Origin of the sequence: Streptomyces sp. NBC_01224 (genome assembly GCF_036002945.1) — a bacterium.
In the GTDB taxonomy this organism is placed as follows: domain Bacteria; phylum Actinomycetota; class Actinomycetes; order Streptomycetales; family Streptomycetaceae; genus Streptomyces.
The window spans coordinates 7,440,896-7,467,011 of record NZ_CP108529.1 but is presented as its reverse complement, the minus strand read 5'-3'; the positions used below and the strand labels follow the sequence as shown (position 1 = coordinate 7,467,011).

Here is a 26,116-nt window from a genome sequence, read left to right as displayed (position 1 = left end):
GACGGACGGATCGGGACCCTCACATGCGCGTGGTCAGCGTGCAGCCAGTGCCTCTGCGCCGGCCTGCCGCATCGCCGCGAGCGGGGCGGGTGAGTGTCCCGTCATCTGCTCGACCTGGAGGACGGCCTGGTGCACCAGAAGGTCGAGACCTCCGACGACTGCGCCGTTACGGGCCGCCCAAGCTGCCGCGAGTCCGGTCGGCCAGGGCTGGTACAGCACGTCGAAGAGCGTGCCGGGCCGCTCCGGTACGGCATCGGTCAGCGCGTCCGTCGCACCTGCCGGAGTGGTGGCGATGACCAGCGGGGCGTGCAGCGCCTGCTCGGCCTCAGCCCAGTCGGAGATCCGGACGTCGACGCCGAGGCGTTCGCCCCAGCCGCGCATCTCCTGGCCCCGTTCCCGGCTGCGGACGTATGCGGTGACCGGGCCCGTACAGATCTCGGACAGCGAGGCGAGCGCCGAGGAAGCGGTCGCTCCGGCGCCGAGCACGGCGGCGGAGTCGGTCTTCTCCACGCCGCGTTCGCGCAGCGCGGCGATCATGCCGGGGATATCGGTGTTGTCGCCGGTCCTTCGGCCGTCATCCGTGAAGACGACCGTGTTGACCGCCTCCACCGAGGACGCGGTCTCGCTGATGGAGTCCAGCAGCGGGATGATCGCGCGCTTGAGCGGCATGGTCAGCGACAGTCCGGCCCACGAGGCGTCGAGCTCCTCGATGAAGCCGGGCAGCCCCGCCTCGTCCACTTCGAAGCGGTCGTACGACCAGTGGGAGAGGCCGAGTTCGGCGTACGCGGCCCGGTGCAGGACCGGGGAGAGCGAGTGGGCGATGGGCGAGCCGAGGACGGCTGCCCGGCGGCGCCCGTCAGTCGAGGCCATGCTGTTTCCTGAACTTCTTGTTGAGCTTCTCGTGCTCGACGGCCGTCTTGGTGAACTCGGTCTTCTTGCCGTCGAGCGAGATGAAGAACATCCACCCGTCACCAGTGGGATTGAGCGTGGCTCGCAGGGCTTCGTCACCCGGATTACTGATCGGACCCGGCGGAAGACCCTCGTGGTAATAGGTGTTATAAGGGTCCGGGTTACTCAGGATCTCACTCGACCCGATCTTGATCTTACTCTGGTTCTTGAGGTAATTGAATGCGGAGTCGAATTGAAGCTTACGGTTCGTGACCGTGTTGGTCGGCTTCAAGCGGTTGTACGCGACTTCAGCCATCTTGCGGAAGTCGTCGTGCGTGAGGCCCTCCGCCTGGACCAGGCTGGCGACAGTGAGAACCTGCCATGGGCCGTCCAGCTTGTACTTCTTGGCCGTTCCCTCGAGGTCGAGCTTGTCGTACTCCTCGTTGGCACGGGAGACCATCTTCTTCAGAATCGTCTCCGGCTTGGTTTCCTTGGTGACCGGATAGGCGGCCGGGTAAAGGAATCCTTCCAGCGGGTCCTTGATGTCCTTGTTGGTGCTCGCCCAGTCGGGCAAACCCAGGCCGGACGCCTTGGACGTGGCAATTCCCTTGGTCGTTCCCTTCTTGAGGCCAAGTTTCTTGTCGACCATCCCGTAGATGGTGACATTGCGGTAACCCTCGGGAATCACCAAAAGATTCTGGCTCTTCGGGTCGACCATCATCTTCACGGCCTCGGCCGCGGACATCTTCTCGTGGAGGAGATAGACGCCTGCCTGGATCGACTTGCCCTTGGGGTTCTCGTTCTGCGCGGCGACAAACGCGTCGACGCTCTTGACGACGCCCTTCTGCTTCAGGATGTTGCCGATGTCGGAGCCGAAGGCGCCCTTTTCGATCTCGACCTCGACCTCGCCGGTGCCCGTTCCGGTGTAGTCGGGCGCCGCGCCGAATTTGTCCTGCCAGTACGAGTAACCGACGTAGCCCAATCCGCCGAGGCCGCCGACCAGGACCACCGAGACGACCAGGCAGGCGACGCCGCTGCGGCTCTTCTTCTTGCCCTTGCCCCGGCGCTCATTGCCGCCACGACCGCCACGGCGTGACTCGCGCGGGTCGTCGTCGTACTCGCCGTCGTTGTCGTCGCGGTCGTCGGCGCCCGTGAAGAAGGGGTGGGTCTCCTCCGGCTGGACCTCCGGGTCCCAGTCGGGACTCTTCGTGGGGGCCTGCTCGGCAACGGCCTCGCGGCGGCCCGGGGGCTGCGGCGGCGGGTAGGCCTCCGGAGTGCTGTAGTAGTCCTGCGTCTCGCCGTAGCCGGCCTGCCGACCGCCGTACGGGTCCGCCTGCTGGGCGCCGTAGGGCGCCGCGGCGGGCTGCTGCCCGGTGTCCCAGCCACCGTTGTCGTACTGGGGCTGCTGGGGCTGGGGTTGCTGCTGCTGCGTATACGGGTCCTGCGGGGCTCCGTACGCGGGCTGCTGATAATGCTGCGGCGCGTACGGGTCCTGCGACTGCTGCTGTGCGTACGGGTCCTGCGACTGCTGCTGTACGTACGGGTCCTGCGAGTGCTGCTGTGCGTACGGGTCCTGCGACTGCTGCTGTGCGTACGGGTCCTGCGACTGCTGCTGTACGTACGGGCCCTGGGGCTGCTGCTGTGCGTACGGGTCCTGGGGGTAGGGCTGCTCCTGGCCGCCGTACTGGTTCTGGCCGTGGGCAGGCTGCTGTCCTCCCCATCCCTGGTCCCCGTACAAGGGGTCCTCGGGATGCCACGGTTCGGAGCCGGGGCCCCGGCCATACTCAGTCATCGATCCCCTAGAGCCGCGAGACGACATTCCGTCTCTGTGCTGTGCAGTGTTTGTTCGAACACCGCCACATCGCGCGGAACGTTACCGTATCGCGATCAGCCAACCGTTTCGACGCCTTCACCCGGGGCTTTACCTGACGCCCGTTCGGACTCCAGAGCGTTCTGAAGGATCACCACAGCGGCTGCCTGATCGATGACGGAACGGCCTTTCTTGGACTTCACGCCCGAGGCGCGCAGTCCTTGACTGGCCGTCACTGTGGTCATCCTCTCGTCCACCAGTCGCACCGGAATGGGCGCGACCGAGCGGGCGACCTCCTGGGCGAAGACCCGGATCTTGGCGGCGGCGGGGCCTTCACCGCCGCCGAGGGACCGTGGCAGGCCGATGATGATCTCGATCGGCTCGTACTCCTCGACGATCTGCCCGAGCCGCCGGTGGGCCGCCGGGACATCGCGTCCCGGAACGGTCTCCACCGGCGTGGCGAGGATCCCGTCGGGGTCGCACGAGGCGACCCCGATCCGGGCGTCCCCGACGTCGATCGCGAGCCGACGGCCGCGGCGCATCTGCGTCATCCCCGCCGTCACGCCGTCTCGGTGACGAGGCGTTCGACAGCGGCCACGGCGGCGCCGATGGCCTCGGGGTTCTGGCCGCCGCCCTGGGCGACGTCCGGCTTGCCGCCGCCACCGCCGCCGAGGGTCTTGGCGGCCGTACGGACCAGGTCACCGGCCTTCAGCCCGCGCTCACGGGCGGCCTCGTTGGTGGCGATCACTGTCAGCGGGCGACCGCCCGCAGTGGAGAACAGGGCCACGACAACCGGGCGGCCGCCCTGGATACGTCCGCGGACGTCGAGGACGAGCTTGCGCAGATCATCGGCCGAGGTGCCGTCGGGGACCTGACCGGTGACCAGGGCGACGCCCCGTACGTCCTTGGCGGAATCGGCCAGTCCGGCGGCGGCCTGGAGGACCTTCTCCGCGCGAAACTTCTCGATCTCCTTCTCGGCGTCCTTCAGCTTGCCGAGCATTCCGGCGATCTTCTCCGGGAGCTCCTCGGGACGGCCCTTGACCAGCTCCTGGAGCTGGGCGACGACCGTGTGCTCCCTGGCGAGGAAGTTGTACGCGTCGACACCGACGAGGGCCTCGATACGGCGCACACCGGAACCGATGGACGATTCGCCGAGCAGCTTCACCAGACCCAGCTGGGCGGTGTTGTGGACGTGCGTACCGCCACAGAGCTCCTTGGAGAAGTCGCCGATGGTGACGACCCGGACCCGCTCGCCGTACTTCTCACCGAACTCGGCGATGGCGCCCTGCTTCTTGGCCTCGTCGATCGACATGACCTCGGCCTGGACGTCGAGTTCGCGGGAAAGGACCTCGTTGATCTTCTGCTCGACGTCGGTGAGGACCGTGCCGGGTACGGCTGCGGGCGAGCCGAAGTCGAAACGGAAGCGGCCCGGCGAGTTCTCCGAACCGGCCTGGGCGGCTGTCGGGCCCAGTGCGTCGCGCAGCGCCTGGTGCGTGAGGTGCGTGGCGCTGTGGGCACGGGCGATGGCGCGGCGGCGGGTGTTGTCGATGGCTGCGTAGGCACAGGCGCCGACGGTCACCTCGCCGACCTGCACCGAGCCCTTGTGGACGGAGACGCCGGGGACGGGCTGCTGGACGTCGCGCACCTGGATGACGGCGCCGCTGTCGAGCCGGATCCGGCCCTGGTCGGCGAGCTGGCCGCCGCCCTCGGCGTAGAACGGGGTGCGGTCCAGGACGACTTCGACCTCGTCGCCCTCCGTGGCGGCGGGCGAGGGCACACCGTCGACGAGCAGGCCGACGATGGTCGACTCGCCCTCGGTGGCGGTGTAGCCGGTGAACTCGGTGATGCCGGAGTTGTCGGCGACCGCACGGTAGGCGGACAGGTCGGCGTGGCCGGTCTTCTTGGCCTTGGCGTCGGCCTTGGCGCGCTCCCGCTGCTCCCTCATCAGGCGGCGGAAGCCGTCCTCGTCCACCGAGAGGCCCTGTTCGGCGGCCATCTCCAGGGTGAGGTCGATCGGGAAGCCCCAGGTGTCGTGGAGCAGGAACGCCTTGTCGCCGGCGAGGACCCTGCCGCCGGCGGCCTTGGTCTCGGTGACGGCGGTGTCGAGGATGTTGGTGCCGCCCTTGAGGGCCTTGAGGAAGGCGGCCTCTTCGGCGAGGGCGACGGTCTCGATGCGCCTGCGGTCCGTGATCAGCTCCGGGTACTGCTGCCCCATCGTGTCGATCACGACATCGACCAGGTCCTTGACGACGGGTCCGGTGGCACCCATCAGGCGCATGTTGCGGATGGCGCGGCGCATGATGCGGCGCAGCACATAGCCGCGGCCCTCGTTGCCGGGAGTGACGCCGTCGCCGATGAGCATCACCGAGGTACGGATGTGGTCGGCGACCACGCGGAGCGACACGTCCGAACCGTGGTCGGCGCCGTACTGGACACCGGTCAGCTCGGTGGCCTTGTCCATGACGACGCGCAGAGTGTCGGTCTCGTACATGTTCTGTACGCCCTGCAGGATCATGGCGAGGCGTTCCAGGCCCAGACCCGTGTCGATGTTCTTCGACGGCAGGTCACCGAGGATCGGGAAGTCCTCCTTGCCGTCACCGGCGCCCCGCTCGTACTGCATGAAGACCAGGTTCCAGATCTCCACGTAGCGCTCGTCGTTGACGGCCGGGCCGCCCTCGACGCCGAACTCGGGGCCGCGGTCGTAATTGATCTCGGAGCAGGGGCCGCAGGGTCCGGGGACACCCATGGACCAGAAGTTGTCCTTCTTGCCCAGGCGCTGGATGCGCTCGGCCGGTACGCCGATCTTGTCGCGCCAGATCTGCTCGGCCTCATCATCGTCCAGGTAGACCGTGATCCACAGCCGCTCGGGGTCGAGACCGAAGCCGCCGTCCGCCACGGAGCTCGTCAGAGCCTCCCAGGCGTAGCTGATGGCGCCTTCCTTGAAGTAGTCACCGAAGGAGAAGTTGCCGCACATCTGGAAGAACGTGCCGTGCCGGGTGGTCTTGCCGACCTCTTCGATGTCCGGCGTACGGACACACTTCTGCACGCTGGTGACGCGCGGGGCGGGCGGCTTCACCTCGCCGAGGAAGTACGGCTTGAAGGGGACCATGCCCGCGGGGACCAGGAGCAGAGTCGGGTCGTCCGCGATGAGCGACGCCGAAGGGACGACGGTGTGACCGCGCTCCTCGAAGAAGCTCAACCAGCGGCGACGAATTTCAGCCGACTCCATCAGTGGTCCTCATTCCGGTTGTACGAGTTGTAGGGGAGCTTGCGGTAGTTGGTTGCTTCGAGGGACCCGTCCGGTCCGACGGGCTCGGCCGCCTCGACGGCGAAATGACGCCGTACGGGGAGGTCGGGGTCGACCGGTGCCTGAAGGCCCAGCGCCTCGCCCAGTTCGGCCTCGCGTCGAGCCATGGACTCACGGACGTCCAGAGCGAAGTCCTTGAGCTTGTGGCCGGTCTCGATCGCCTTGTCCGCGGCCTGCGCCGCGAGACTCTCGGGGGTCAGCTGCTTGAGCTTCCGGTTGACCTTGGCAGTGGCCCAGACACCGGCGGCGGCACCGGCGGTGAACCAGAACGTACGGCGGAACATCGCTGCGTCAGTCCTTCGATCCGCGGGAGTTTCTGCCGCTGCGCTTCCTGCCGCGCGCGGCAGGCACGGTGCGGCCGACGATCACCGTACGACGGGCAGGTTCCGGTTCCGGATCGGTCTTGCGGCCGATGGCCTGCCGTACCCCGTATCCGAACGCGGCGACCTTGACGAGCGGGCCGCCGAAGGCCGAGGCGACAGTGGTGGAGAGCGCCGAGGCGTTCGAGGTGACTTCCTGGACGTCCGTGGCGATCGCGTCGACCTTGTCGAGCTGGGTCTGCGCGGAGCGCACGGTGGCGGAGGCGTCGGCAAGCAGTGGGACCGCCTGCTCGGTCACATCCGCCACGAGCTTGGTGGTCGCCCTGAGCGTCTGGGCCAGCCTCACCAGCACGACGGCGAGGAACGAAACCAGGATCGCCCAGAAGACGGCCACCAGAATCCCGGCCACCTCTCCACCGGACACAGTGCACCGCTCTCTAGCTTGTTGCTGTCTCTGTCTGTCTCTGCCAGGTCCGGCGACCGCTGTCGCAACAGCCGATCGTCGTCTCCCGAGCCTATCGCGCCGGTGGTCGCGCCCTGTACCGCATTACCGGCGGCAAGGACCGCAGTTGCCATAAGGAGATTGCACGGAGAGCTTCCTTACCAGCACTCTGCGTGTTTCATGCAACGCCCCCAGCGCCCCTTTCCGTCCCCCCGCGATCCGGGTGCCCCCGCCACCCCCCTCGGCAATCTCCCGGCGGAACTGAACAGATTCGTGGGACGGGAGGACGAACTGGCCGATCTCGGTCAGCTGCTGGACGAGTCGAGGCTCGTCACCGTGGTCGGAGTGGGCAAGACCCGTTGCGCCACCAAGATCGCAACGCTCATGGAGAAACGGTACTGCGACGGGGTCTGGATGGTGGAGTTGTCCGCCATCCACGATCCCGGGCTGCTGGAGCATGCGCTGATCGACGCCCTGGGACTCACCGATCACACCAGCAGACCGCCCCGCACGACACTCCTCGAACATCTTGCCGGGCGCCAACTCCTCCTGGTGATCGACGGCTTCGAGCATCTCGTGGACGCCTGCGCCCAGCTGGTACGGGAACTGCTGCGCCGGCCCCCCGCTGCTGCGGGTGCTCGCCGCCGGGCGGCTGCCCCTGGAACTGGACGGCGAGCTCGCGTTCCCGCTCGCACCGATGACGGACGAGGACGCGATGCTGCTCTTCGCGGAGCGGGCCGCCGCAGTGCGGCCGGAGTTCCGGCTGACCGACCATGATCGCGCAACCGCGGGAGCTGTGCCGCCGACTGGACGGGATCCCGCTCGCGCTGGAACTGGCCGCCGGACGGTTGCGCGCCCTGTCCACCGAGCAGGTGCTGCAGCGCCTGGACGACCGCTTCCGGCTGCTGACCGGCGCCAGTCGGAGCGCGCCGGCGCGCCAGGAGACACCGTACGACTCCTCGCGACCGAAGGCGCTGTGGGTGCTCGGACACGTGGCCGTACTGCAGGGCGACCCGGTCGGTGCGGTCTCCGCGCTGCAGGAGTGCCGGGATGAGGCCGACCGGGCCGACGACTCCACGGCGCTCGCGTACGCGGTGCACCGGATGGGGTGTCTGGCGCTCGTCATGGACGACATGGCCAGGGCGCGGGAACTGCTGGACGACGCGCTCGGCCGTTACCGGGAGCTCGGCGAGCTGAACAGCAATGTGCTGATGGCCCGGATCGAGCTGGCGATGGCGGTCGGGTTCCACGGGGATCTGGACCGCGCGGCCGCGATCTGCGAAGAGGTCAGGGAGATCTGCGAGGACCACGGGGAGCGGTGGGCCCTCTCGTACGCGCTGTACGTACTGGCCTTCGCTGCGCTGCAACGGGACCTGCCGGGCCGGGCCCGGGAGCTGCTCGAGGAGTCCCTGGCGATCGGCCATGCCTTCCACGACCTGCTCGGCTCGGTGCTCACCCTGGAACTGCTGGCACTGGTCACGGCGGTCGAGGGGGATGCGGCGGAGGCGGCGGTGCTGCAGGGGGCCGCCGACCGGATCTGGCCGTCGGTCGGGCTGCCGCTGTTCGGTTCGGCGTACTACGGGCAGCCGCGTGCCCGGTGCGAGGAGCTGGCCCGCCGGGAGCTGGGCAACGGCCCCTATGAATCGGGCCTGCGTGCGGGGGGCCGGCTGGATCTGGACGCGGCGGTGGCCAGGGCGCTGGCGAGCGGGCCTGCGGACCGGCCGGGGAGGCCTGGGCGGCCGTCCGGGCCCCTGCCGGGCCCCGGGAAAATGCGGAGACCCGCCGCCTCCCGTACATCGGGAAGGGGCGGGCCTGAGCGCTGGTGAGAGCGGCTACGCCTGGATCAGCGGGCGTAGTACTCGACGACGAGCTGCTCGTCGCAGATCACGGGGATTTCCTTGCGGTTCGGGTCCCGGTCAAAGCGGAAGGCCAGGGCCTTCAGGTTCACCTGCAGGTAGCGCGGGGTCTCGCCGTCGGGGGCGTAACCACCCTCGCGGGCAACCTGGAAGGGGTGCTTGTCGCGGCTGCGCTCGCGAACCATCACGATGTTGTCGGGACGGACGCGGAAGGACGGCTTGTCGACCTTGCGGCCGTCGACCTCGATGTGACCGTGCACGACCATCTGGCGGGCCTGGTAGATGGTGCGGGCGATGCCCGAACGCAGGACCAGGGCGTCGAGGCGACGCTCGAGCTCGACGACGAGCGCCTCGCCCGTCTTGCCCTCGGCCTTCTTGGCGCGGTCGTAGGCACGCGCCATCTGGCGCTCGCTGATGTCGTACTGGGCACGCAGACGCTGCTTCTCCAGCAGACGGACCTTGTAGTCCGAGTTCTGCTTGCGGCCACGGCCGTGCTCGCCCGGCGGGTAGGGGCGGGCCTCGAAGTACTTGACGGCCTTCGGCGTCAGCGCAATGCCGAGCGCGCGGCTCTTCTTGACCTTGGGACGCGACTGGTTAGGCACGTTCTCCAGACCTCCGTTGTAGGTTAGGTTAGGCTCACCTTACTTGAGGAGATCGCATGTCTCGCCCGGGGAACACCACACACGTCACGGACAGCACTGACAGCGTCGACACCCCTCAGGGTGCCGATACGACGGAGGACCGATCAGATCGTGGTCAGCCGCGTCCCGGCGGGCTAGATAACACTCGGATGCCGTCAGCAGCCGAGCGCACACGAACTCTCGTACAGAGTACCTGTTCGGCAGTACTGCTCGTCGCCGGGCTGAACGCACCCGGCTCCGATCAGCTGATGCCGCTGACCAGGAATGTGGGTCCCGACGGGGATCTGTTCCTCGAACTCCCCGCTGATTCCCCGGCCGTGCGGGCCGCGACGCACGCCGAGGACGACGAGCTGACCGCTGTGCTGGAGATCACGGACGTCGCCCCGGTCTCCGTACCGCACCGCATCCGCGGCCGCGCCTGGGTCTCGGGATGGCTCACCACCGTACCCGGCATGTCGGGGCCCGGCCGGATGACGCTCCGACTGGAGACGGGCGAGGCGTACGTCGACGATCTGTGGGGCGCCGAGGAGGTCGAACCCGACGGATTCCGGGACGCGTCCCCCGATCCGCTCGTCGGACACGAGGCGGAGCTGCTGCAGCATCTGCACGCGGCGCACGGCGAACAGCTGGACACGCTGTGCGGGCTGCTCGGCGAGCGTGCGGCCCGTCGCTGCGCGGCTCACCGGCCCTCCGTCGTACCGCTCGCGCTGGACCGGTACGGGCTGCGTGTGCGCTTCTGCGAGGACGGGCAGTGCTTCGACGCACGCTTCGAATTCCCCGAGCCGGTGCGGGACGTCGGCGAGCTGCGCCACGCCATGCACACGCTCTTCGAGGCGGCGGCGCACTGAACGGGGGAACGGCCCCTGCGCGTCCTCCTCAGTCGGCGGACGGGCCGGAGAGCCGCTCGCGGACCCGCTCCACCACATCCGCGTAACGCGCTTCCGCGCCGTAGCGCGTGGGCTGGTAGTAGTGCTTGTCGCGCACGGCGTCCGGGGCGTACTGCTGAGCTGCGATACCGCCGGGGACATCGTGCGGATACACATAGCCCTGGGCGTGGCCCAGCTTGGCGGCGCCCTTGTAGTGGCCGTCGCGCAGATGGGCCGGAACTGGGCCCGCGAGACCCTTCCGTACGTCCTCCTGGGCGGCGAAGATCGCCAGTGTCGCCGCATTGGACTTGGGAGCGAGGGCCAGGGCGATCGTGGCGTGGCTCAGGGTGAGCGCCGCCTCGGGGAAACCGATCATGGCGACCGCCTGGGCGGCCGCGACAGCGGTGGGCAGTGCCGTGGGGTCGGCGAGACCGATGTCCTCGCTGGCCGAGATCATCAGCCGCCGGGCGATGAACCGCGGGTCCTCCCCCGCCTCGATCATCCGGGCCAGATAGTGCAGCGCGGCATCCACGTCGGAGCCGCGGATCGACTTGATGAGCGCACTCGCCACGTCGTAGTGCTGGTCGCCGTCCCGGTCGTACTTGACGGCGGCACGGTCGACGGTCTCCTCCAGGGTCAGGAGGGTGATCTCCTTCTCCTGTTTGGCCAGCGCCGCACCGGCCGCGGCCTCCAGCGCCGTGAGCGCCCGGCGGGCGTCGCCGCCCGCGATGCGCAACAGATGCGCCTCGGCGTCGCTCTCCAGCGCCACCGCGCCGCCGAGTCCGCGCTCGTCGGTCAGGGCACGCTGCAGCAGGCCGCGCAGATCGTCGTCGGTGAGTGATTCCAGGGTGAGCAGCAGCGAGCGCGACAGCAGGGGCGAGATGATCGAGAAGTACGGATTCTCGGTGGTCGCCGCGATCAGCGTCACCCAGCGGTTCTCCACCGCCGGAAGCAGCGAGTCCTGCTGCGCCTTGGAGAAGCGGTGGATCTCGTCGAGGAAGAGGACGGTCTCCTTGCCGTAGCCTCCGGTGGCGCGGCGGGCGCCCTCGATGACGGCCCGCACTTCCTTGACGCCCGCGGTGATCGCGGAGAGCTCGACGAAGCGCTTGTTGGTGGCCTTGCTGACCACGTACGCCAGAGTCGTCTTCCCGATGCCGGGCGGGCCCCAGAGGATCACCGACGACGGGCCTGCGGGCCCGCCGTTCCCCTCGCCGACGAGGCGGCGCAGCGGCGAGCCCGGCTTGAGCAGATGCTGCTGGCCGACGACCTCGTCGAGGGTGCGGGGACGCATCCGGACAGCCAGTGGGCTGCTGGACGGGTCCTTCTCCTGGCGGTCTTCGGCGGCTGCGGTAAAGAGGTCGGGCTCCACGTTTTGAAGCCTATGTCACGGCACTGACATCCCTGCCGGGCCGGTCGCCCGGCAGGAGCGACGGGCCGGTCAGCTGGTCCAGAAGTCCCACCAGCGAGTCAGGATCAGCATGCCGATGATGCCGATCCACAGGACCGGCGGCACCCAGTGGAACTCCGTCAGTCCGTTGCGCAGCCAGTTCGGCGCGGGCAGGATCCGGTTCTTGATGTTGTGCGTGGTGACGTAGCAGAACATGACGATCGTGGCGACCCAGGCCAGGCAGCACCACAGGCAGAGGGAGTTGATGTTGTAGAGCGACTGGTACTGGAGCCAGGTGCAGAAACCGACGCCGAACAGCGTGCCGGCGTTCATCCCGAGCCAGTACCAGCTGCGGAAGCGGGCGCCCGCGAGGAGCGCCAGGCCGATACCGATGATCACGGAGTAGGTGACCAGACCGAGCATCGGGTTCGGGAAGCCGAAGGCGGCCGCCTGCTCGCTCTTCATGATGTTGCCGCATGCGACGACCGGGTTGAGGCTGCAGCCCGGTGTGAAGTTGGGATCCTCCAGCAACTTGAACTTGTCGATGGTGATGACCCAGGCGGCGAGGAGTCCGGCGGCGCCCGTGATCACCAGCAGCAGTGCGAACGCCCGACTGCCGCCGATGGCCCTCTTCCCGCTGTCCTCGTCCTGGTCGGAGGAGGGATGGTCAACCGCTGCAGTCGTCATATCGCCGTTCCGTCAGTGAGTGGCCTGCTGGGCACGGCCATTGTGCCGCACCGCACCACTGGTCTTCCGTTCGATGGACATAAAGGTGTGCGCAAGGCTCCGAGCACGGCCGGTACGGAACGCTCGGGTCCGCGAAACGCTCCGGACCACGACCGAACGTGTGGTGGAGGTGCGCGGCCTGCGCAAGCGCTATGGCGAAGTGACCGCGGTCGACGGCCTGGACCTGGACATCCGGCAGGGCGAGGCGTTCGGAATCCTCGGACCGAGCGGGGCCGGGAAGAGCACGACCGCGGAAATCCTGCAGGGCCATCGCAGCCGCGGCGGAGGGACCGTGTCGGTGCTCGGCGTGGACCCGGCTTCCGCCGACCGCCGTCGGCGTTCCCGGGTCGGAACCGTCTGGCAGGATGAATCCCCGCCCGCCGAGTTGACGCTGTGCGAGACGGTGACGCACTTCGCCCGCTACCACCCGAGGCCGCGCGACTGCGAGCACGTCATCGCGCTGGTGGGCCCGGCGAGGTCGTGCTGATGCCGGGTGCCTGGTGCATCGTCGGCCTGGTGCTGTGCCTGCTGACCTTCCGCTGGAAGGACCGGCGCGACGGCTGACCGGGGTGGGCCGGTGAGCCCTGCGCTCCCGGTCGCCGGACGGACCGGAACACCGGCCCGTCCGGCGACCGGGAGGCTCTACGCCAGGCGCCCGCGGATCGCCTCGGCCACGTCCGGCAGCGGTAGCGCCGTCTGCTCGCCGGACTCCATGTCCTTGAGCTGGACGACGCCCTCGGCCAGGTCCCGCTCACCCGCGACGATCGTGAACCGCGCCCCCGACCGGTTCGCACTCTTCATCGCACCCTTGAGGCCGCGGTTTCCGTACGCGAAGTCCGCCGCCACACCCTCGCGGCGCAGCTGCGTGACGATCCCGAAGAGCACCCGCCGGGCCTCTTCGCCGAGCGGTACCGCGAAGACGCTGGTGGCCGCGGGCAGTTCGAGCTCGATGCCCTCCGCCTCCAGCGCAAGCACCGTACGGTCCACGCCGAGCGCCCAGCCGACCGACGGGAGCGCCGGGCCGCCGATCATCTCGGAGAGGCCGTCGTAGCGGCCGCCGCCGCCCACCGCGGACTGCGAGCCGAGTCCGTCGTGGACGAACTCGAAGGTGGTGCGGGTGTAGTAGTCGAGACCGCGGACGAGTTTCTCGTCGTCCTCGTACACGACGCCGGCGGCGGTCAGCAGTTCGCGGACCTCCTCGTGGTACGCCTTGCACGCGTCGCACAGGTAGTCGCGCAGCACCGGAGCGCCGACCAGCTGCTTCTGCACCTCGGGGCGTTTGTCGTCGAGGACCCGCAGCGGGTTGAGTTCGATGCGGCGGCGGGTGTCGTCGTCGAGGTCGAGGTCGCGCAGGAACTCCTGGAGCGCGTCCCGGTAGACGGGGCGGCACTCCTTGTCACCCAGCGAGTTGAGCAGGATGCGGAAGTTCTGCAGACCCAGCGCGCGGTACGCCTGGTCGGCCAGGATGATCAGCTCGGCGTCCAGCGCCGGGTCCTCGGCGCCGATCGCCTCGGCACCGACCTGCGAGAAGTGCCGGTAGCGGCCCTTCTGCGGGCGCTCGTAGCGGTAGTACGAGCCGGAGTACCAGAGCTTCACGGGCAGATTGCCGAGCTTGTGAAGGTTGGCCTCCAGGGCGGCGCGCAGGACGGACGCGGTGCCCTCGGGGCGCAGCGCCAGCTGTGAGCCGCCCTTGGTGGTGAGGGTGTACATCTCCTTGGTCACGATGTCGGTGGACTCACCGACACCGCGCGAGAAGAGGGCGACGTCCTCGAAGCCGGGCGTCTCGATGTAGCCGTAGCCGGAGTTCTTCAGGGGTGCGGCGATCGCCTCGCGCACCGCGAGGTACTTCGCGGAATCGGGCGGGGTCAGGTCGTACGTGCCCTTGGGGGCCTTGAAGGTGCTCACGGAATTTCTCTCGTCACATTCCTCGTCGGGGCGCGTCCATACCGTGCAGATACGGATTCGAGGCGCGCTCGCGGCCGATGGTCGTCTGGGGGCCGTGGCCGGACAGCACCACGGTCGAGTCGTCGAGCGGCAGGCACACACGGGCCAGCGACTCGAGCAGCTCGGCGTGGTCGCCGCCGGGCAGGTCGGTGCGTCCGACGGAGCCGGCGAAGAGCAGGTCGCCCGAGAAGAGGACCTGCGGAACATCCGCGGCCTCGGGCAACCTGAACGTCACCGACCCCTTGGTATGGCCGGGCGCATGCGCGACACCGAACTCCAGACCGGCCAGCTTCAGCTGGGCGCCGTCACTCAGTTCCTTGACGTCGTCCGGCTCCCCCACCGTCAGCTCGCCCATGAGCGGCATCCCGATGGAACGGCCGAGGGCCTTCTCCGGGTCGCTCATCATGTACCGGTCCTCCGGGTGGATCCAGGCAGGGACGTCGTGCGCACCGCACACCGGGACGACCGAGGCGACATGGTCGATGTGGCCGTGGGTCAGTACGACGGCGACGGGCTTCAGCCGATGCTTCTTCAGCGCTTCCTCGACTCCGGATGCGGCCTGATGGCCCGGGTCGATGATCACGCACTCCTCGCCTGCGGCCGGGGCGACCAGGTAACAGTTGGTCCCCCAGGCCCCGGCGGGGAACCCGGCAATGAGCACGATCGTCCTTAATGGTCGTCCAACGATGGATTGCGACTGAGAAGGTCGCGGCAGTTCAGAGCCTACCGGCGCTCCTCATTCCACAGCTAACCCATATACGGTACGGGGCAGCCCAGGCCTCATCACACGACCTACAAGGAGATCACCCGGTGGTCAGCAGCGATCAGCGGCGGCGGCAGCTCGCCAGGGAGAAGTTCGAGCGGCAGCAGCAGCGCCGGGAGGAGGCCCGCCGCAGGACAAGGCGTCTGACGGTCGTCATCGCGTCCGTGGTGGCCGTGGCGGCAATCGTCGGGGTGGGCTCGTATCTCGCCCTCGACGGCGACGGCAAGAAGGACAAGAGCGACGCGGCCGCGAGCGCGAGCCCGTCGGCCTCGCCGTCGGCGAGCGAGAGCAGCGCGCCCGAGCCCGCGCTGAAGATCGACAAAAAAGCGAAGTACACGATGTCGCTCAAGACGAGCCAGGGCGACATCGCGTTCACGATGGACGCGGCGAAGACGCCGCACACCACGAACTCCTTCAAGTCGCTGGCCGACAAGGGCTTCTTCGACGGTACGAAGTGCCACCGGCTGACCACGCAGGGCATTTTCGTCCTGCAGTGCGGTGACCCCAAGGGCGACGGCACGGGCGGCCCCGGCTACACGATCCCGGACGAGAACCTGACCGCGCTGGGCAAGGCGGGCAAGGACGGCACGGTGACCTATCCGGCGGGCACGGTGGCGATGGCGAACACCGGCCAGGCGCACACCGGTGGCAGCCAGTTCTTCCTCGTGTACAAGGACAGCAAACTGCCGCCCACCTACACCCCGTTCGGCACGATGGACGATGCCTCGCTGAAGGCGGTCAAGGACATCGGTGCGGCGGGCGTGGCCGGCGGTGCGGCCGACGGTGCGCCGAAGAAGGCCGTGGACATCTCGAAGGCCGCTGTCGACAAGTCGTGACGCGGCCGGACCGGGCCGGCCGGTGGTGACGACGAAGGGCGGGCCGGATTATTTTCGGCCGCGCTGAGTGCGGACAGCCGGGCAGCCGGTCGCCTAGATTGGCGTTGTGCAGGGCGGGCGCTGCCCGCCCCAGGAAACTGTGGACGATGCCAGGGGGGCGAACCCTCTCGCAGGCATCAGGTGGAGGAGGCGCTGTGAGCAGCGACCCGTGGGGCCGCGTCGATGAGACGGGCACCGTGTACGTGCGTACAGCCGATGGCGAGCAGGTCGTCGGATCGTGGCAGGCGGGTTCCCCCGAGGAGGCTCTGGCCTACTTCGAGCGCAAGTACGAGGGCATTGTGGTCGAGATCGGCCTCCTCGAACGGCGGGTGAAGACCACCGACCTGTCGACCAAGGACGCCACGACCGCCATCGAGCATCTGCGCCTACAGGTGGACGAGCATCACGCCGTCGGTGACCTCGACGCGCTGCGCAAGCGACTCGACGCGCTGGTCGCGACAGTCGACTCGCGGCGCGAGGAGCGCAAGGCCCAGAAGGCGAAGCAGACCGACGACGCGAAGCACGCCAAGGAGGCGCTGGTCGCCGAGGCCGAGGAGCTGGCGCAGAGCGAGCAGTGGCGCTCCGCGGGCGAGCGCCTCCGTGCGCTCGTCGATACGTGGAAGGGCCTGCCGCGGCTCGACCGCAAGTCCGACGACGAGCTGTGGCACCGCTTCTCGCACGCCCGCTCGGCGTTCTCCAAGCGCCGCAAGGCACACTTCGCCTCGCTGGACGCCCAGCGCGAGGAGGCCCGCAAGGTCAAGGAGAAGCTGGTCGTCGAGGCCGAGTCGCTCTCCGGCTCCACGGACTGGGGAACGACGGCCGCCCGCTATCGCGACCTGATGACGGAGTGGAAGGCGGCGGGCCGCGCCCAGCGCGAGGCCGAGGACGATCTGTGGAACCGCTTCCGCGGTGCTCAGGACGTCTTCTTCGCCGCCCGCGGCGAGGTCTTCGCCGAGCGGGACGCGGAGCAGGGCGAGAACCTCAAGCTCAAGGAGGAGCTCGCGGTCGAGGCCGAGACGCTGGTGCCGGTGCAGGACCTGAAGGCGGCCAGGGCCGCGTTCCGGGCCATCAACGAGCGCTGGGAGGCCATCGGCCATGTGCCGCGTGACGCCCGTCCGAAGGTCGAGGGGCGGATGCACGCAGTGGAGCGGGCGCTCCAGGAGGCTGAGGAGTCGGAGTGGCGCCGGACGAACCCGGAGGCGCGTGCGCGCGCCGCGGGTCTGACCGGTCAGCTGCAGGCGGCCGTGGACAAGCTGCGTACGCAGATCGACACGGCTCGCGCCTCGGGCAACAACGCCCGGGCCGACAAGCTGGCCAAGGAGCTCGAAGGCCGGCAGGCACTGCTGGACCAGGCGCTGAAGGGCCTGGAGGAGTTCGGCGGCTGAAGCAGCACCTGCTGCTGACCGGCTTGTGACAAGGCCCCCTGTGTCCGTCCCGAGGGACGGACACAGGGGGCCTCTCGTATGCGCGGGGTCGTCGGTCAGGGCCTGCGGGCCGAAGTGACGCGGTAGACGTCGTAGACGCCCTCCACGCCCCGTACCGCCTTCAGCACGTGTCCGAGGTGCTTCGGGTCGCCCATCTCGAAGGTGAAGCGGGAGGTGGCCACCCGGTCCCGGGAGGTCTGGACGGCCGCCGACAGGATGTTGACGTGCTGGTCGGACAGGACGCGGGTGACGTCCGAGAGCAGCCGCGACCGGTCCAGGGCCTCGACCTGGATGGCGACCAGGAAGACCGAGGACTGGGTGGGCGCCCACTCGACCTCCAGGATCCGCTCCGGCTGCTGCGACAACGAGTCGACGTTGACGCAGTCGGCGCGGTGCACGGAGACGCCGCTGCCGCGGGTGACGAAGCCGATGATCGGGTCACCGGGGACCGGCGTACAGCAGCGGGCCAGTTTGACCCAGACGTCCTCGACGCCCTTGACGACCACACCCGGATCGGCGTTGGAACGGCGCTTGTGGCGGCCGCGCGAGGGCGGCGCGCTCTCTGCGAGGTCCTCGTTGGCGGCGTCCTCGCCGCCGAGCGCCTGCACCAGCTTCTGCACGACGCCGGCTGCCGCGACATGGCCCTCGCCGATCGCCGCATACAGCGACGAGATGTCGGGATAGCGCATCTCGTGGGCGAGCGTGACCAGCGAGTCGCCGGTCAGAATCCGCTGGATCGGCAGATTCTGCTTGCGCATGGCGCGCGCGATGGCGTCCTTGCCCTGCTCGATCGCCTCGTCGCGGCGCTCCTTGGAGAACCAGGCGCGGATCTTGTTGCGGGCCCGGGGCGACTTGACGAAGCCCAGCCAGTCCCGAGAGGGTCCGGCGCCGGCCGCCTTGGAGGTGAAGACCTCCACCAGATCGCCGTTGTCAAGGGTCGATTCGAGCGGTACGAGCCGCCCGTTGACCCGTGCTCCTATGGTCCGGTGGCCGACCTCCGTGTGCACGGCGTACGCGAAGTCCACCGGCGTCGCGCCCGCGGGGAGCGCTATGACGTCGCCCTTGGGCGTGAAGACGAAGACCTCGTTGCGGGAGAGGTCGAAACGCAGCGACTCCAGGAATTCGCTGGGGTCCTCGGTCTCCTTCTGCCAGTCCAGGAGCTGGCGGAGCCACGCCATGTCGTTGACGGTGTCCTGGCTCCGGCCGCCGCCCGTGCTCTTGGGGACGTCGGTGCGGACCTTGGAGGCGCCTGCGACGGCCTCCTGCTTGTACTTCCAGTGCGCGGCGATGCCGTACTCGGCGCGACGGTGCATGTCGAAGGTACGGATCTGCAGCTCGACGGGCTTGCCGCTGGGGCCGATCACCGTGGTGTGCAGCGACTGATACATGTTGAACTTGGGCATCGCGATGTAGTCCTTGAACCGGCCGGGGACCGGATTCCATCGCGCGTGGACGGTGCCGAGAGCCGCGTAACAGTCGCGGACGGTGTCGACGAGGACCCGAATGCCCACCAGGTCGTAGATCTCGGCGAAGTCCCGGCCCCGCACGATCATCTTCTGGTAGACGCTGTAGTAGTGCTTCGGCCGGCCTGTGACGGTGGCTTTGATCCGGGCGGCGCGCAGGTCGGCCTGGACCTCGTCGGTCACTATGGCGAGGTATTCGTCGCGCTTGGGGGCCCGCTCGGCGACGAGGCGGACGATCTCGTCGTACATCTTGGGGTAGAGGATCGCGAAGGCGAGGTCCTCCAGCTCCCACTTGATGGTGTTCATGCCCAGGCGGTGTGCCAGTGGGGCATAGATCTCAAGCGTCTCGCGGGCCTTCTTCTCCTGCTTCTCCCGCTTGAGGTAGCGCATGGTGCGCATGTTGTGCAGCCGGTCGGCGAGCTTGATGACGAGGACCCTGGGGTCCTTGGCCATGGCGACGACCATCTTGCGTACCGTCTCGGCCTGTGCGGCCTCGCCGAACTTGACCTTGTCCAGCTTGGTGACACCGTCGACGAGCAGGGCGACCTGGTCGCCGAAGTCGCGGCGCAGCGTGTCGAGGCCGTACTCGGTGTCCTCGACCGTGTCGTGCAGCAGTCCGGCCATCAGCGTCGCCGGGTCCATGCCCAGCTCGGCGAGGATCGTCGTGACGGCGAGCGGGTGCGTGATGTACGGGTCGCCGCTCTTGCGCTTCTGGCCGCGGTGCCAGCGCTCGGCGACCTCGTAGGCGCGCTCGATCTGACGCAGCGTGGACGTCTCGATCTTGGGGTCGTTGCTGCGGACGGCGCGCAGCAGCGGTTCGAGGACCGGGTTGTACGGGCTGGAGCGCTGCACACCGAGGCGGGCGAGCCTGGCCCGTACCCGGTTGGAGGAGCCGCCGGAGCGGGTCGTGGGAGCAGGCGGGGTGACTGGCTTCGCAGCGGGCTTCGCCGGGGGCTTCGGCGCGGAGGCGGCCGGGGAGGCCGGCTGAGCAGGCGAGGCGGTCGCGGGCCGCAGCGCCGGGCCACTGGCCCGCTCCGGGCCCGTGCCGGGCTCGGGGGCCGGGGGCTTCGGCTTCTCCGCGGCCTGCTTCTTCCCGGGCACGACTGGGGCCGCCACCGGCTTGTCGGGCTGCGGGGCGGCGACTGGCTGGGCCTCGTCTGGCAAGAGCGCTCCTCATGCGGATCCGGATACCCGGAAAGGCCATCGTATCGACCCTGTGGCCGGTCCTCCCCCGGGGACCGTGAGAGCCCTCACAACGCGGGACGGGCACCCGGTTGTTCCCGGGTGCCCGTCCCGCGCCTGCGAGTGTGACAATGGCCCTCGTGTGCCGTTGGGCCGGAGGTCAGCCCGTCCCAACCCTGCAGTGCCGAGCCAGTACTCACATCAGGGCGTAGTTCAGATGGTGAGGGCGGAGAGGCCCCGCCCCCTCCCACCCTGCCCCGTCAGTACCACGGGTCGCTGCACGTGGGCCCGATCGGAGTCGGGCGACGCCTCAGTTCCACCTCAAGAGGGCTGCCCCCTTGGCCTTCATCTCCTTGTTCGCGGCAACGTTGCCCCACGGCACCGTTATCTGGCCGCTCTTCCCGCAGCCGGCGTTGTACCAGGTCTTCCCCTTGGCATTGAAGCCCTTGACCTGCACACAGATGCTGCTGCCCTTGAAGACCTTCCAGCCGTAGACCATCTTCATGCCCTTGAAACCGAAGTGGGCACAGCCATCGTTGAGCGTGCTCCACTTCCCCGGGATTGACCCTGCATTCTTCCAACCCATGCAGACACCCTTCGCGCCCTGGGTGGTCGGCGCGGGCGCAACTGTCTGGCTCGCACTCGCAGGAGCGGCGCCCGCAGCGATTGCTGCAAAGGAAAGAAGGGAAACCGCCCCCGTGGCGATCCTGGGCGACATCCTCATGTGGTTCCTCCCGTTTAGATGCCGATCAGCGGCATCAGGTGGTCCCATAACCTGGCACTTATTTTTGAGCCATTCTTGATCTCCATGGTGATGCTGATACGCAAACGCGAATCGGGTGCCCAGAAGAATCCTGGACACCCGATTCGTGCATGCGGTACTCACACGTGGATGAGTGCCTCCAGCGGAGCACCCGCCAGACCCTGTTCCAGCCGGGCACGTCCGTCCAGGAAGCCGAGCTCCATGAGGACCGCGACGCCCGCGATCTCGGCACCGGCCCGCCGGATCAGCTCCAGCGAGGCCTCGGCGGTGCCACCGGTCGCAAGGATGTCGTCGATGACCATGATCCGGTCGCCGGCGGACAGGTCCTCCGCGTGGATCTCGATCTCGGCGGTGCCGTACTCCAGCTCGTACGCCTGGCTGAGGGTGGCCCCGGGCAGCTTCCCCACCTTGCGGACGGGTACGAAGCCGAGCCCGGCCCGGACCGCGACCGGGGCAGCCAGGATGAAGCCGCGCGCCTCAAGGCCCACGATTTTCGTGGCACCGTGCCGGACGCACAGCTCCGCGAGGGTCTCGGTGAGGGCCGCGAACGCGAGCGGGTCCGCGAGGAGTGGGGTGATGTCCTTGAACATCACACCCGGCTTCGGATAGTCCGGCACGTCGCGGATCCGGCTGAGCAGGAGTTCCCTCGTGCTCTCGGTCGTGCTGGTCATCGACGCTTCCCCGAGGTCCGGCCGTGGCCCCTGGGGGGCTGCTGGCGCTGACCGACGACCGCGGCGGCGGGTGCGGCGTCCTCCGGGAAGTCGTCGTCCGAGGGCTCGTCCTCGGCTGTCTCGCCCTTGGCGGCGGCTGCCGCACGCTTGGCGAGGACCCGCTTCTTCAGAGCCTTCATCTGCGGGTCGCGTTCCTTGAGGTCGGCGACGAGCGGGGTGGCGATGAAGATCGAGGAGTACGCACCGGCCGCGAGGCCGACGAACAGCGACAGCGAGATGTCGTTCAGCATGCCGGCGCCAAGGACACCGCCACCGATGAACAGCAGGCCGGCGACGGGGAGCAGGGCCACGACGGTGGTGTTGATGGAACGGACCAGCGTGCCGTTGATCGAGCGGTTGGCGATCTCGCTGTACGTCCAACGGGTCTGCTTGGTGATGTCCCCCGTACTCTCCCTGAGGCTGTCGAAGACGACGACCGTGTCGTAGAGGGAGTAGCCGAGGATGGTCAGCAGACCGATCACGGTGCCCGGGGTGACTTCGAAGCCGACCAGGGCGTAGATGCCGACCGTGATGGTGATGTCGTGGATCAGCGCGACCAGGGCCGCGATGGCCATGCGCCACTCGAAGGCGATGGCCAGGTAGATCACCACGAGGACCATGAAGATGCCGAGGCCCGTCCAGGCCTTGTTGGCGATCTGCTCACCCCAGCTGGGGCCGACCAGGTCGGCGGCGATCTTCTCCGTCGGGACGTTGAGGTCCTCGGAGAGCTGGTGCTTGATCTGGTCGGACTTCGCGGTGTCGACCTCGGAGATCTGAATACGCAGACCACCCTTGCCGAGCTTCTGGACGATCGCCTGGTGGCCGGAGGCCTTCGTTGCGAAGTCCTCCGCCTGGGAGACGCTGACGCTCGTCTTCGGCGTCGTGAAGACCGCGCCGCCCTTGAACTCGATGCCCATGTTCAGGCCGCTGACCGCCAGGCCGACAATGGCCGTGATGGTGATCAGGATCGAGATCCCGTACCAGATCTTGCGCTTGCCGATGAAGTCGTAACCGACCTCGCCGCGGTAGAGACGGGCGCCGAGACTGCCGAGTCGCGACATCTCACGCCTCCTTCGGGTCAGTGGGGGCGTTGACACGGCGCGAGCGGCGCAGCGGCGGCTTGGCGCCGAGCCGCTTCGGGTCCAGACCGGACCACGGGTGACCGCTGGAGAAGAACTTCGTACGGGCCATCAGCGTCATGACGGGCTTGGTGAAGAGGAACACCACGACCACGTCGAGCAGGGTGGTGAGACCCAGTGTGAAGGCGAATCCCTGGACCTTGCCGACGGTGACCACGAAGAGCACCGCCGCGGCGAGGAACGACACGAAGTCGGAGACCAGGATGGTGCGCCGGGCGCGCGGCCAGGCGCGCTCGACGGCCGGGCGGAGCGTACGGCCCTCGCGGATCTCGTCGCGGATTCTTTCGAAGTACACGATGAAGGAGTCAGCGGTGATACCGATGGCCACGATGGCTCCGCAGACCGCCGGGAGGTTCAGCGCGAAGCCGATGGCGGGGCCGAGAAGCGACATGATCGTGTAGGTCAGGATGCCGGAGGCCGTGAGGCTCAGGAGCGCGATGAGCGCCAGTCCGCGGTAGTAGGCCACCAGGTAGATGACCACCAGGGCCAGACCGATGGCGCCGGCGATCAGACCCGCCTGGAGCTGCTCGCCGCCGAGTGCGGCGGTGACGGTGGTGACGCTCTGCTCCTTGAACGAGAGCGGGAGCGCACCGTAGGAGAGCACGTTGGCCAGATCCTCGGCGGACTGCTGGGTGAAGCTGCCGGAGATCTCGGCGTTGGCGCTCAGTGCCGTGCGCACGAAGGGCGCCGAGACGACTTCACCGTCGAGTGCGATGGCGAACTGGTTCTGCGGCGACTGCTGCTGGGCGAGCTGGCCCGTGATCTTCTGGAACTTCTTGGCGCCGCCCTTGGTGAACTCCATCTGAACGATCCACTGACCGTTTGTCTGGTCGATCGCCGCCTTGGCGCTGTCCACGTCCGTGCCGGACACCTGGGCCGGGCCGAGGACGTACTTGGCGTCGCCCTCGGAGCTGCACGCGACGACCGTGTCGGTGGGCTTGGCGCCCCGTGCGGCCTCGGCGCGGGAAGCCTTGCTGGAGCAGTCGAGCTCCGCGAACTGCTTCTGCAGCTTGGCGGCGGCCGCCTGGTCCGCAGCGGATGCCGACGGCGTGGCGTCGGCCTTCGGCGTGGTGCTCGCCTTGGGGGTGGGCGAGGAATCGGCCTTGAGGGCGCCGGTGACCGCGCGGCCCTGGGTGGTGGCGCTCGCGCTCGGCGTCGCCGACGCCTTCCCGTTGTCCGACGACGAGGCGCTCGGGCTCGTGGACGGGCTGGGCTTGCCGGACGACGAGGCGCTGGGCGTCGGCGTGGGCGTGCCCTGGGCGACGGTCAGCACCGGCCGGAAGTAGAGCTTGGCGGTGGTGCCGACCTGCTCGCGGGCCTGGGCGGAATTCGTGCCCTTGGGGATGTTGACGATGATGTTGCGATCGCCCTGTGTCTGGACCTCGGCCTCGGAGACACCCAGACCGTTGACACGGCGTTCCATGATCTGGACCGCGGTGTCCATGTTGGTCTTGTTGATCGCCGATTCCTGGCCCGGCTCGCTCTTCGCCTCAAGCGTGATGGACGTGCCGCCCGCCAGGTCGATGCCCAGTCGTGGGGTCGGCTGATCGGCCAGGAACATCCCGCCGGTGAGCGCGACCATGGCGATCAGGATCAGAGCCAGGGAACGCCCCGGCCTGCCCTGACCGCCGGCCGGCCCTCGGCTCTTCTTCGGTGCTGCCACCTTCTCGTTTCTCCCTGTCCAACCGCCCCGCGCCGGGTACGCGCCCGAGCGGCCACGAAGTGTAGTGAGGACCCGCCCCCGCAGAAGATCGCACGGTCCGGGGAGTGCCGGATGCCGGTGGGCTCGCGGCATCCCCGGGTCGTGGGTTACTTCGCGTCGGCCTCGCCGTCGGTCTTGCCCTCGGACTTCTTGTCGGACTCGGCGTTCTTCGGCTCGGCGTCTTCGGCCTCGGCCTTCTTGCCCAGGTCGATCTTGGCGTCGTCCGAGGTGTCCTCGTCGGCGTCGGCCTCGGCCTCGGTCAGCGAGGAGGCGTCGTCCGGCACGACCGCGCCGTCGATGTCGAGGGCGTCATCGCCGTCGCCGTGGACGATGCGGTTGTACTCCGCGTCGTCCAGGACGGCGCCGATGGCGTTCTTGGCGTAGATGGCGTGGACGCCGGGTGCGATCTCAAGGAGAACGGTGTCGTCGTGAAGCTCCTTGACGGTGGCGTACATGCCCCCGATCGTCCGGACGCCGGTGCCGGGCTGCATCTCATTGCGCATCTGGGCAGCGGCCGCCTGCTTCTTCTTGGCGGACCGCGTCATCAGGAACATGGCCCCGATGAGCACGATGAAGGGGAGGAGAGTCACGGGATTCACGGGACGAGTTTCCTTCGCACGACCGCGCTGGAAGGCGGCCTGATCTACGGGGGTGGGTACACCGACCTGTACGGGCGGCATCGGCGGAGTCTAAGCGAGTCCGCATCGATGGAACAACGCCCGGCGCCGCTCGGTGGTTCCTGTCCGGGTGAACCTGTGATGCATCACGCCCCGAACAGGCCCTGTTGTCCCTTTCCGCCATGCTGGGGAGGTACGAGGCCGAGGTGGGCCCAGGCCGCGGGTGTAGCGACACGCCCCCTCGGCGTCCTGGCCAGCAGTCCTTCCCGTACCAGGAAGGGCTCCGCGACCTCCTCGACCGTCTCACGCTCCTCGCCCACGGCCACCGCGAGGGTGGACAGCCCGACGGGTCCGCCGCCGAAGAGCTTCAGCAGGGCGCCGAGTACCGCCCGGTCCAGCCGGTCGAGGCCGCGCGCGTCGACCTCGTACACGCCGAGAGCGACGGAGGCGACGGCGCGGTCGATCCGTCCGTCGCCCTTGACCTGGGCGTAGTCCCGGACACGGCGCAGCAGCCGGTTGGCGATGCGCGGGGTGCCGCGGGAACGTCCGGCGATCTCGGCGGCGCCGTCCGCGTCTATCGCCACGTCGAGGAGGCGGGCGGAGCGGTGAATGACGCGTTCCAGCTCGGTGGGGGCGTAGAACTCCATATGGCCGGTGAAGCCGAAACGGTCGCGCAGCGGGGGCGGCAGCAGTCCGGCCCTGGTGGTGGCGCCGACCAGGGTGAAGGGCGGCAGTTCCAGCGGGATGGCGGTGGCTCCGGGGCCCTTGCCGACGATGACGTCGACGCGGAAGTCCTCCATCGCCATGTAGAGCATCTCCTCGGCAGGCCGCGACATGCGGTGGATCTCGTCCAGGAAGAGAACTTCGCCCTCCTGGAGTGAGGAGAGAATCGCGGCAAGATCACCCGCATGCTGGATGGCGGGGCCCGAGGTGATCCGGATCGGGGCGCCCATCTCGGCCGCGATGATCATGGAGAGGGTGGTCTTGCCGAGACCGGGGGCGCCGGAGAGCAGGACATGGTCGGCGGTGGCGCCGCGGGCCCTGGCTGCCTTGAGGACCAGGTCGAGCTGTTCGCGCACCTTTTCCTGGCCGACGAATTCGTCGAGGTCCTTCGGCCGCAGCGCCGCTTCGACCGCGGTGTCCTCGCCGTCCGCGTCGGCGTCGACGAGGCGCTCGTCGGTGTCGGGTCCGGTCTCGTCCCAGTTCATTCAGTCTGTCCCGCCTCGGGTGTTTCGGTGCCGTGCGGTGCCCGGCCCGGCGTAGGGGTCTCCCCCGGTGTGACGCGCTCCGG

General features: G+C 68.6%; 21 protein-coding genes and 2 pseudogenes. 5 read left to right on the top strand and 18 right to left on the bottom strand.

Annotated elements, in window-relative coordinates; translation table 11 throughout:
- Nucleotides 1-33: 33 nt before the first annotated feature.
- The 6 genes from OG609_RS33670 to OG609_RS33645 all read right to left on the bottom strand — a co-directional run bounded on the left by OG609_RS33670 (nt 34) and on the right by OG609_RS33645 (nt 6,734).
- Nucleotides 34-870 carry a shikimate dehydrogenase gene (locus OG609_RS33670; protein WP_327276283.1) on the bottom strand — a complete coding sequence of 279 codons (837 nt, stop codon included), beginning with the start codon at nt 868-870 and terminating at the stop codon, nt 34-36.
- Entirely contained in the window at nt 857-2,680 is a 1,824-nt protein-coding gene (gene mltG, locus OG609_RS33665; protein ID WP_327276282.1) for an endolytic transglycosylase MltG, read from the bottom strand. Before mltG ends, OG609_RS33670 begins: the two co-directional genes overlap by 14 nt.
- Nucleotides 2,681-2,775: 95 nt before the next feature.
- Nucleotides 2,776-3,249 (bottom strand): Holliday junction resolvase RuvX, encoded by a 474-nt coding sequence (gene ruvX / locus OG609_RS33660; protein WP_327276281.1) that lies wholly within the window; start codon nt 3,247-3,249, stop codon nt 2,776-2,778.
- 8 nt (nt 3,250-3,257) lie between these two features.
- Nucleotides 3,258-5,927: an alanine--tRNA ligase gene (gene alaS / locus OG609_RS33655; protein ID WP_327276279.1), complete on the bottom strand. Its 2,670-nt coding sequence runs from the start codon at nt 5,925-5,927 to the stop codon at nt 3,258-3,260.
- Entirely contained in the window at nt 5,927-6,289 is a 363-nt protein-coding gene (locus tag OG609_RS33650) for a DUF6167 family protein (protein WP_327276278.1), read from the bottom strand. Before OG609_RS33650 ends, alaS begins: the two co-directional genes overlap by 1 nt.
- A 7-nt stretch (nt 6,290-6,296) precedes the next feature.
- The gene (locus OG609_RS33645; RefSeq protein WP_266365776.1) at nt 6,297-6,734 is read right to left on the bottom strand and encodes a DUF948 domain-containing protein; all 438 of its coding nucleotides are present in this window, start codon (nt 6,732-6,734) and stop codon (nt 6,297-6,299) included.
- Between the two features lie 507 nt (nt 6,735-7,241).
- On the opposite strand from OG609_RS33645, the pseudogene OG609_RS33640 reads away from it, so the two are divergent.
- Nucleotides 7,242-8,593: pseudogene (locus tag OG609_RS33640) on the top strand (hypothetical protein); the annotation flags it as partial.
- A gap of 17 nt (nt 8,594-8,610) precedes the next feature.
- On the opposite strand, the gene rpsD reads toward OG609_RS33640, so the two are convergent.
- Nucleotides 8,611-9,225, bottom strand: a complete 615-nt coding sequence (gene rpsD / locus OG609_RS33635) for a 30S ribosomal protein S4 (RefSeq protein WP_327276277.1) — start codon at nt 9,223-9,225, stop codon at nt 8,611-8,613.
- A 188-nt stretch (nt 9,226-9,413) separates the two neighbouring features.
- Between rpsD and OG609_RS33630 the strand changes: the two genes are divergently transcribed.
- Nucleotides 9,414-10,112, top strand: a complete 699-nt coding sequence (locus OG609_RS33630; protein ID WP_327276276.1) for a DUF2470 domain-containing protein — start codon at nt 9,414-9,416, stop codon at nt 10,110-10,112.
- Between the two features lie 28 nt (nt 10,113-10,140).
- On the opposite strand, the gene OG609_RS33625 is transcribed toward OG609_RS33630, so the two are convergent.
- Entirely contained in the window at nt 10,141-11,499 is a 1,359-nt protein-coding gene (locus OG609_RS33625; RefSeq protein ID WP_327276275.1) for a replication-associated recombination protein A, read from the bottom strand.
- Between the two features lie 69 nt (nt 11,500-11,568).
- Complete coding sequence (locus OG609_RS33620) at nt 11,569-12,204, bottom strand: vitamin K epoxide reductase family protein (RefSeq protein WP_327276274.1); 636 nt, start codon at nt 12,202-12,204, stop codon at nt 11,569-11,571.
- Between the two features lie 163 nt (nt 12,205-12,367).
- On the opposite strand from OG609_RS33620, the pseudogene OG609_RS33615 reads away from it, so the two are divergent.
- Nucleotides 12,368-12,712, top strand: a pseudogene (locus tag OG609_RS33615) (ATP-binding cassette domain-containing protein); the annotation flags it as partial.
- Between the two features lie 173 nt (nt 12,713-12,885).
- Here OG609_RS33615 and hisS read toward each other — a convergent pair.
- Together hisS and OG609_RS33605 are read right to left on the bottom strand one after the other, a co-directional pair.
- Nucleotides 12,886-14,148, bottom strand: a complete 1,263-nt coding sequence (hisS, locus tag OG609_RS33610) for a histidine--tRNA ligase (RefSeq protein WP_327276273.1) — start codon at nt 14,146-14,148, stop codon at nt 12,886-12,888.
- Between the two features lie 13 nt (nt 14,149-14,161).
- Entirely contained in the window at nt 14,162-14,848 is a 687-nt protein-coding gene (locus tag OG609_RS33605) for an MBL fold metallo-hydrolase (protein WP_327276272.1), read from the bottom strand.
- A gap of 149 nt (nt 14,849-14,997) precedes the next feature.
- Between OG609_RS33605 and OG609_RS33600 the strand changes: the two genes are divergently transcribed.
- Both OG609_RS33600 and OG609_RS33595 read left to right on the top strand, forming a co-directional pair.
- On the top strand, nt 14,998-15,786 hold the full coding sequence (locus OG609_RS33600) for a peptidylprolyl isomerase (protein ID WP_327276271.1): 789 nt from the start codon (nt 14,998-15,000) through the stop codon (nt 15,784-15,786).
- 194 nt (nt 15,787-15,980) lie between these two features.
- Nucleotides 15,981-17,210, top strand: coding sequence for a DUF349 domain-containing protein (locus OG609_RS33595; protein WP_327276270.1), 1,230 nt, complete (start codon nt 15,981-15,983; stop codon nt 17,208-17,210).
- 95 nt (nt 17,211-17,305) lie between these two features.
- Here OG609_RS33595 and OG609_RS33590 read toward each other — a convergent pair whose 3' ends face one another.
- The 7 genes from OG609_RS33590 to ruvB form a co-directional block, all read right to left on the bottom strand.
- Nucleotides 17,306-19,828 (bottom strand): RelA/SpoT family protein, encoded by a 2,523-nt coding sequence (locus OG609_RS33590; RefSeq protein ID WP_442818088.1) that lies wholly within the window; start codon nt 19,826-19,828, stop codon nt 17,306-17,308.
- 376 nt (nt 19,829-20,204) lie between these two features.
- Complete coding sequence (locus OG609_RS33585; RefSeq protein WP_327276268.1) at nt 20,205-20,612, bottom strand: hypothetical protein; 408 nt, start codon at nt 20,610-20,612, stop codon at nt 20,205-20,207.
- Between the two features lie 164 nt (nt 20,613-20,776).
- Nucleotides 20,777-21,328 carry an adenine phosphoribosyltransferase gene (locus tag OG609_RS33580; protein ID WP_327276267.1) on the bottom strand — a complete coding sequence of 184 codons (552 nt, stop codon included), beginning with the start codon at nt 21,326-21,328 and terminating at the stop codon, nt 20,777-20,779.
- Nucleotides 21,325-22,428, bottom strand: a complete 1,104-nt coding sequence (gene secF, locus OG609_RS33575) for a protein translocase subunit SecF (RefSeq protein ID WP_327276266.1) — start codon at nt 22,426-22,428, stop codon at nt 21,325-21,327. Before secF ends, OG609_RS33580 begins: the two co-directional genes overlap by 4 nt.
- A 1-nt stretch (nt 22,429) precedes the next feature.
- Entirely contained in the window at nt 22,430-24,169 is a 1,740-nt protein-coding gene (secD, locus tag OG609_RS33570) for a protein translocase subunit SecD (protein WP_327276265.1), read from the bottom strand.
- 146 nt (nt 24,170-24,315) lie between these two features.
- Nucleotides 24,316-24,807 (bottom strand): preprotein translocase subunit YajC, encoded by a 492-nt coding sequence (gene yajC, locus OG609_RS33565; RefSeq protein WP_327276264.1) that lies wholly within the window; start codon nt 24,805-24,807, stop codon nt 24,316-24,318.
- 164 nt (nt 24,808-24,971) lie between these two features.
- Nucleotides 24,972-26,033: a Holliday junction branch migration DNA helicase RuvB gene (gene ruvB / locus OG609_RS33560; RefSeq protein ID WP_327276263.1), complete on the bottom strand. Its 1,062-nt coding sequence runs from the start codon at nt 26,031-26,033 to the stop codon at nt 24,972-24,974.
- Between the last annotated feature and the right edge of the window lie 83 nt (nt 26,034-26,116).

Excerpts from the sequence above, each read along its gene's own strand:
- secF (WP_327276266.1), bottom strand. The coding sequence starts at position 22,428 with ATGTCGCGACTCGGCAGTCTCGGCGCCCGTCTCTACCGCGGCGAGGTC.
- OG609_RS33620 (WP_327276274.1), bottom strand. The coding sequence starts at position 12,204 with ATGACGACTGCAGCGGTTGACCATCCCTCCTCCGACCAGGACGAGGAC.
- OG609_RS33585 (WP_327276268.1), bottom strand. The coding sequence starts at position 20,612 with ATGTCGCCCAGGATCGCCACGGGGGCGGTTTCCCTTCTTTCCTTTGCA.
- alaS (WP_327276279.1), bottom strand. The coding sequence starts at position 5,927 with ATGGAGTCGGCTGAAATTCGTCGCCGCTGGTTGAGCTTCTTCGAGGAG.
- OG609_RS33630 (WP_327276276.1), top strand. The coding sequence starts at position 9,414 with ATGCCGTCAGCAGCCGAGCGCACACGAACTCTCGTACAGAGTACCTGT.
- OG609_RS33650 (WP_327276278.1), bottom strand. The coding sequence starts at position 6,289 with ATGTTCCGCCGTACGTTCTGGTTCACCGCCGGTGCCGCCGCCGGTGTC.
- OG609_RS33670 (WP_327276283.1), bottom strand. The coding sequence starts at position 870 with ATGGCCTCGACTGACGGGCGCCGCCGGGCAGCCGTCCTCGGCTCGCCC.
- ruvB (WP_327276263.1), bottom strand. The coding sequence starts at position 26,033 with ATGAACTGGGACGAGACCGGACCCGACACCGACGAGCGCCTCGTCGAC.
- OG609_RS33580 (WP_327276267.1), bottom strand. The coding sequence starts at position 21,328 with ATGACCAGCACGACCGAGAGCACGAGGGAACTCCTGCTCAGCCGGATC.
- mltG (WP_327276282.1), bottom strand. The coding sequence starts at position 2,680 with ATGACTGAGTATGGCCGGGGCCCCGGCTCCGAACCGTGGCATCCCGAG.
- ruvX (WP_327276281.1), bottom strand. The coding sequence starts at position 3,249 with ATGACGCAGATGCGCCGCGGCCGTCGGCTCGCGATCGACGTCGGGGAC.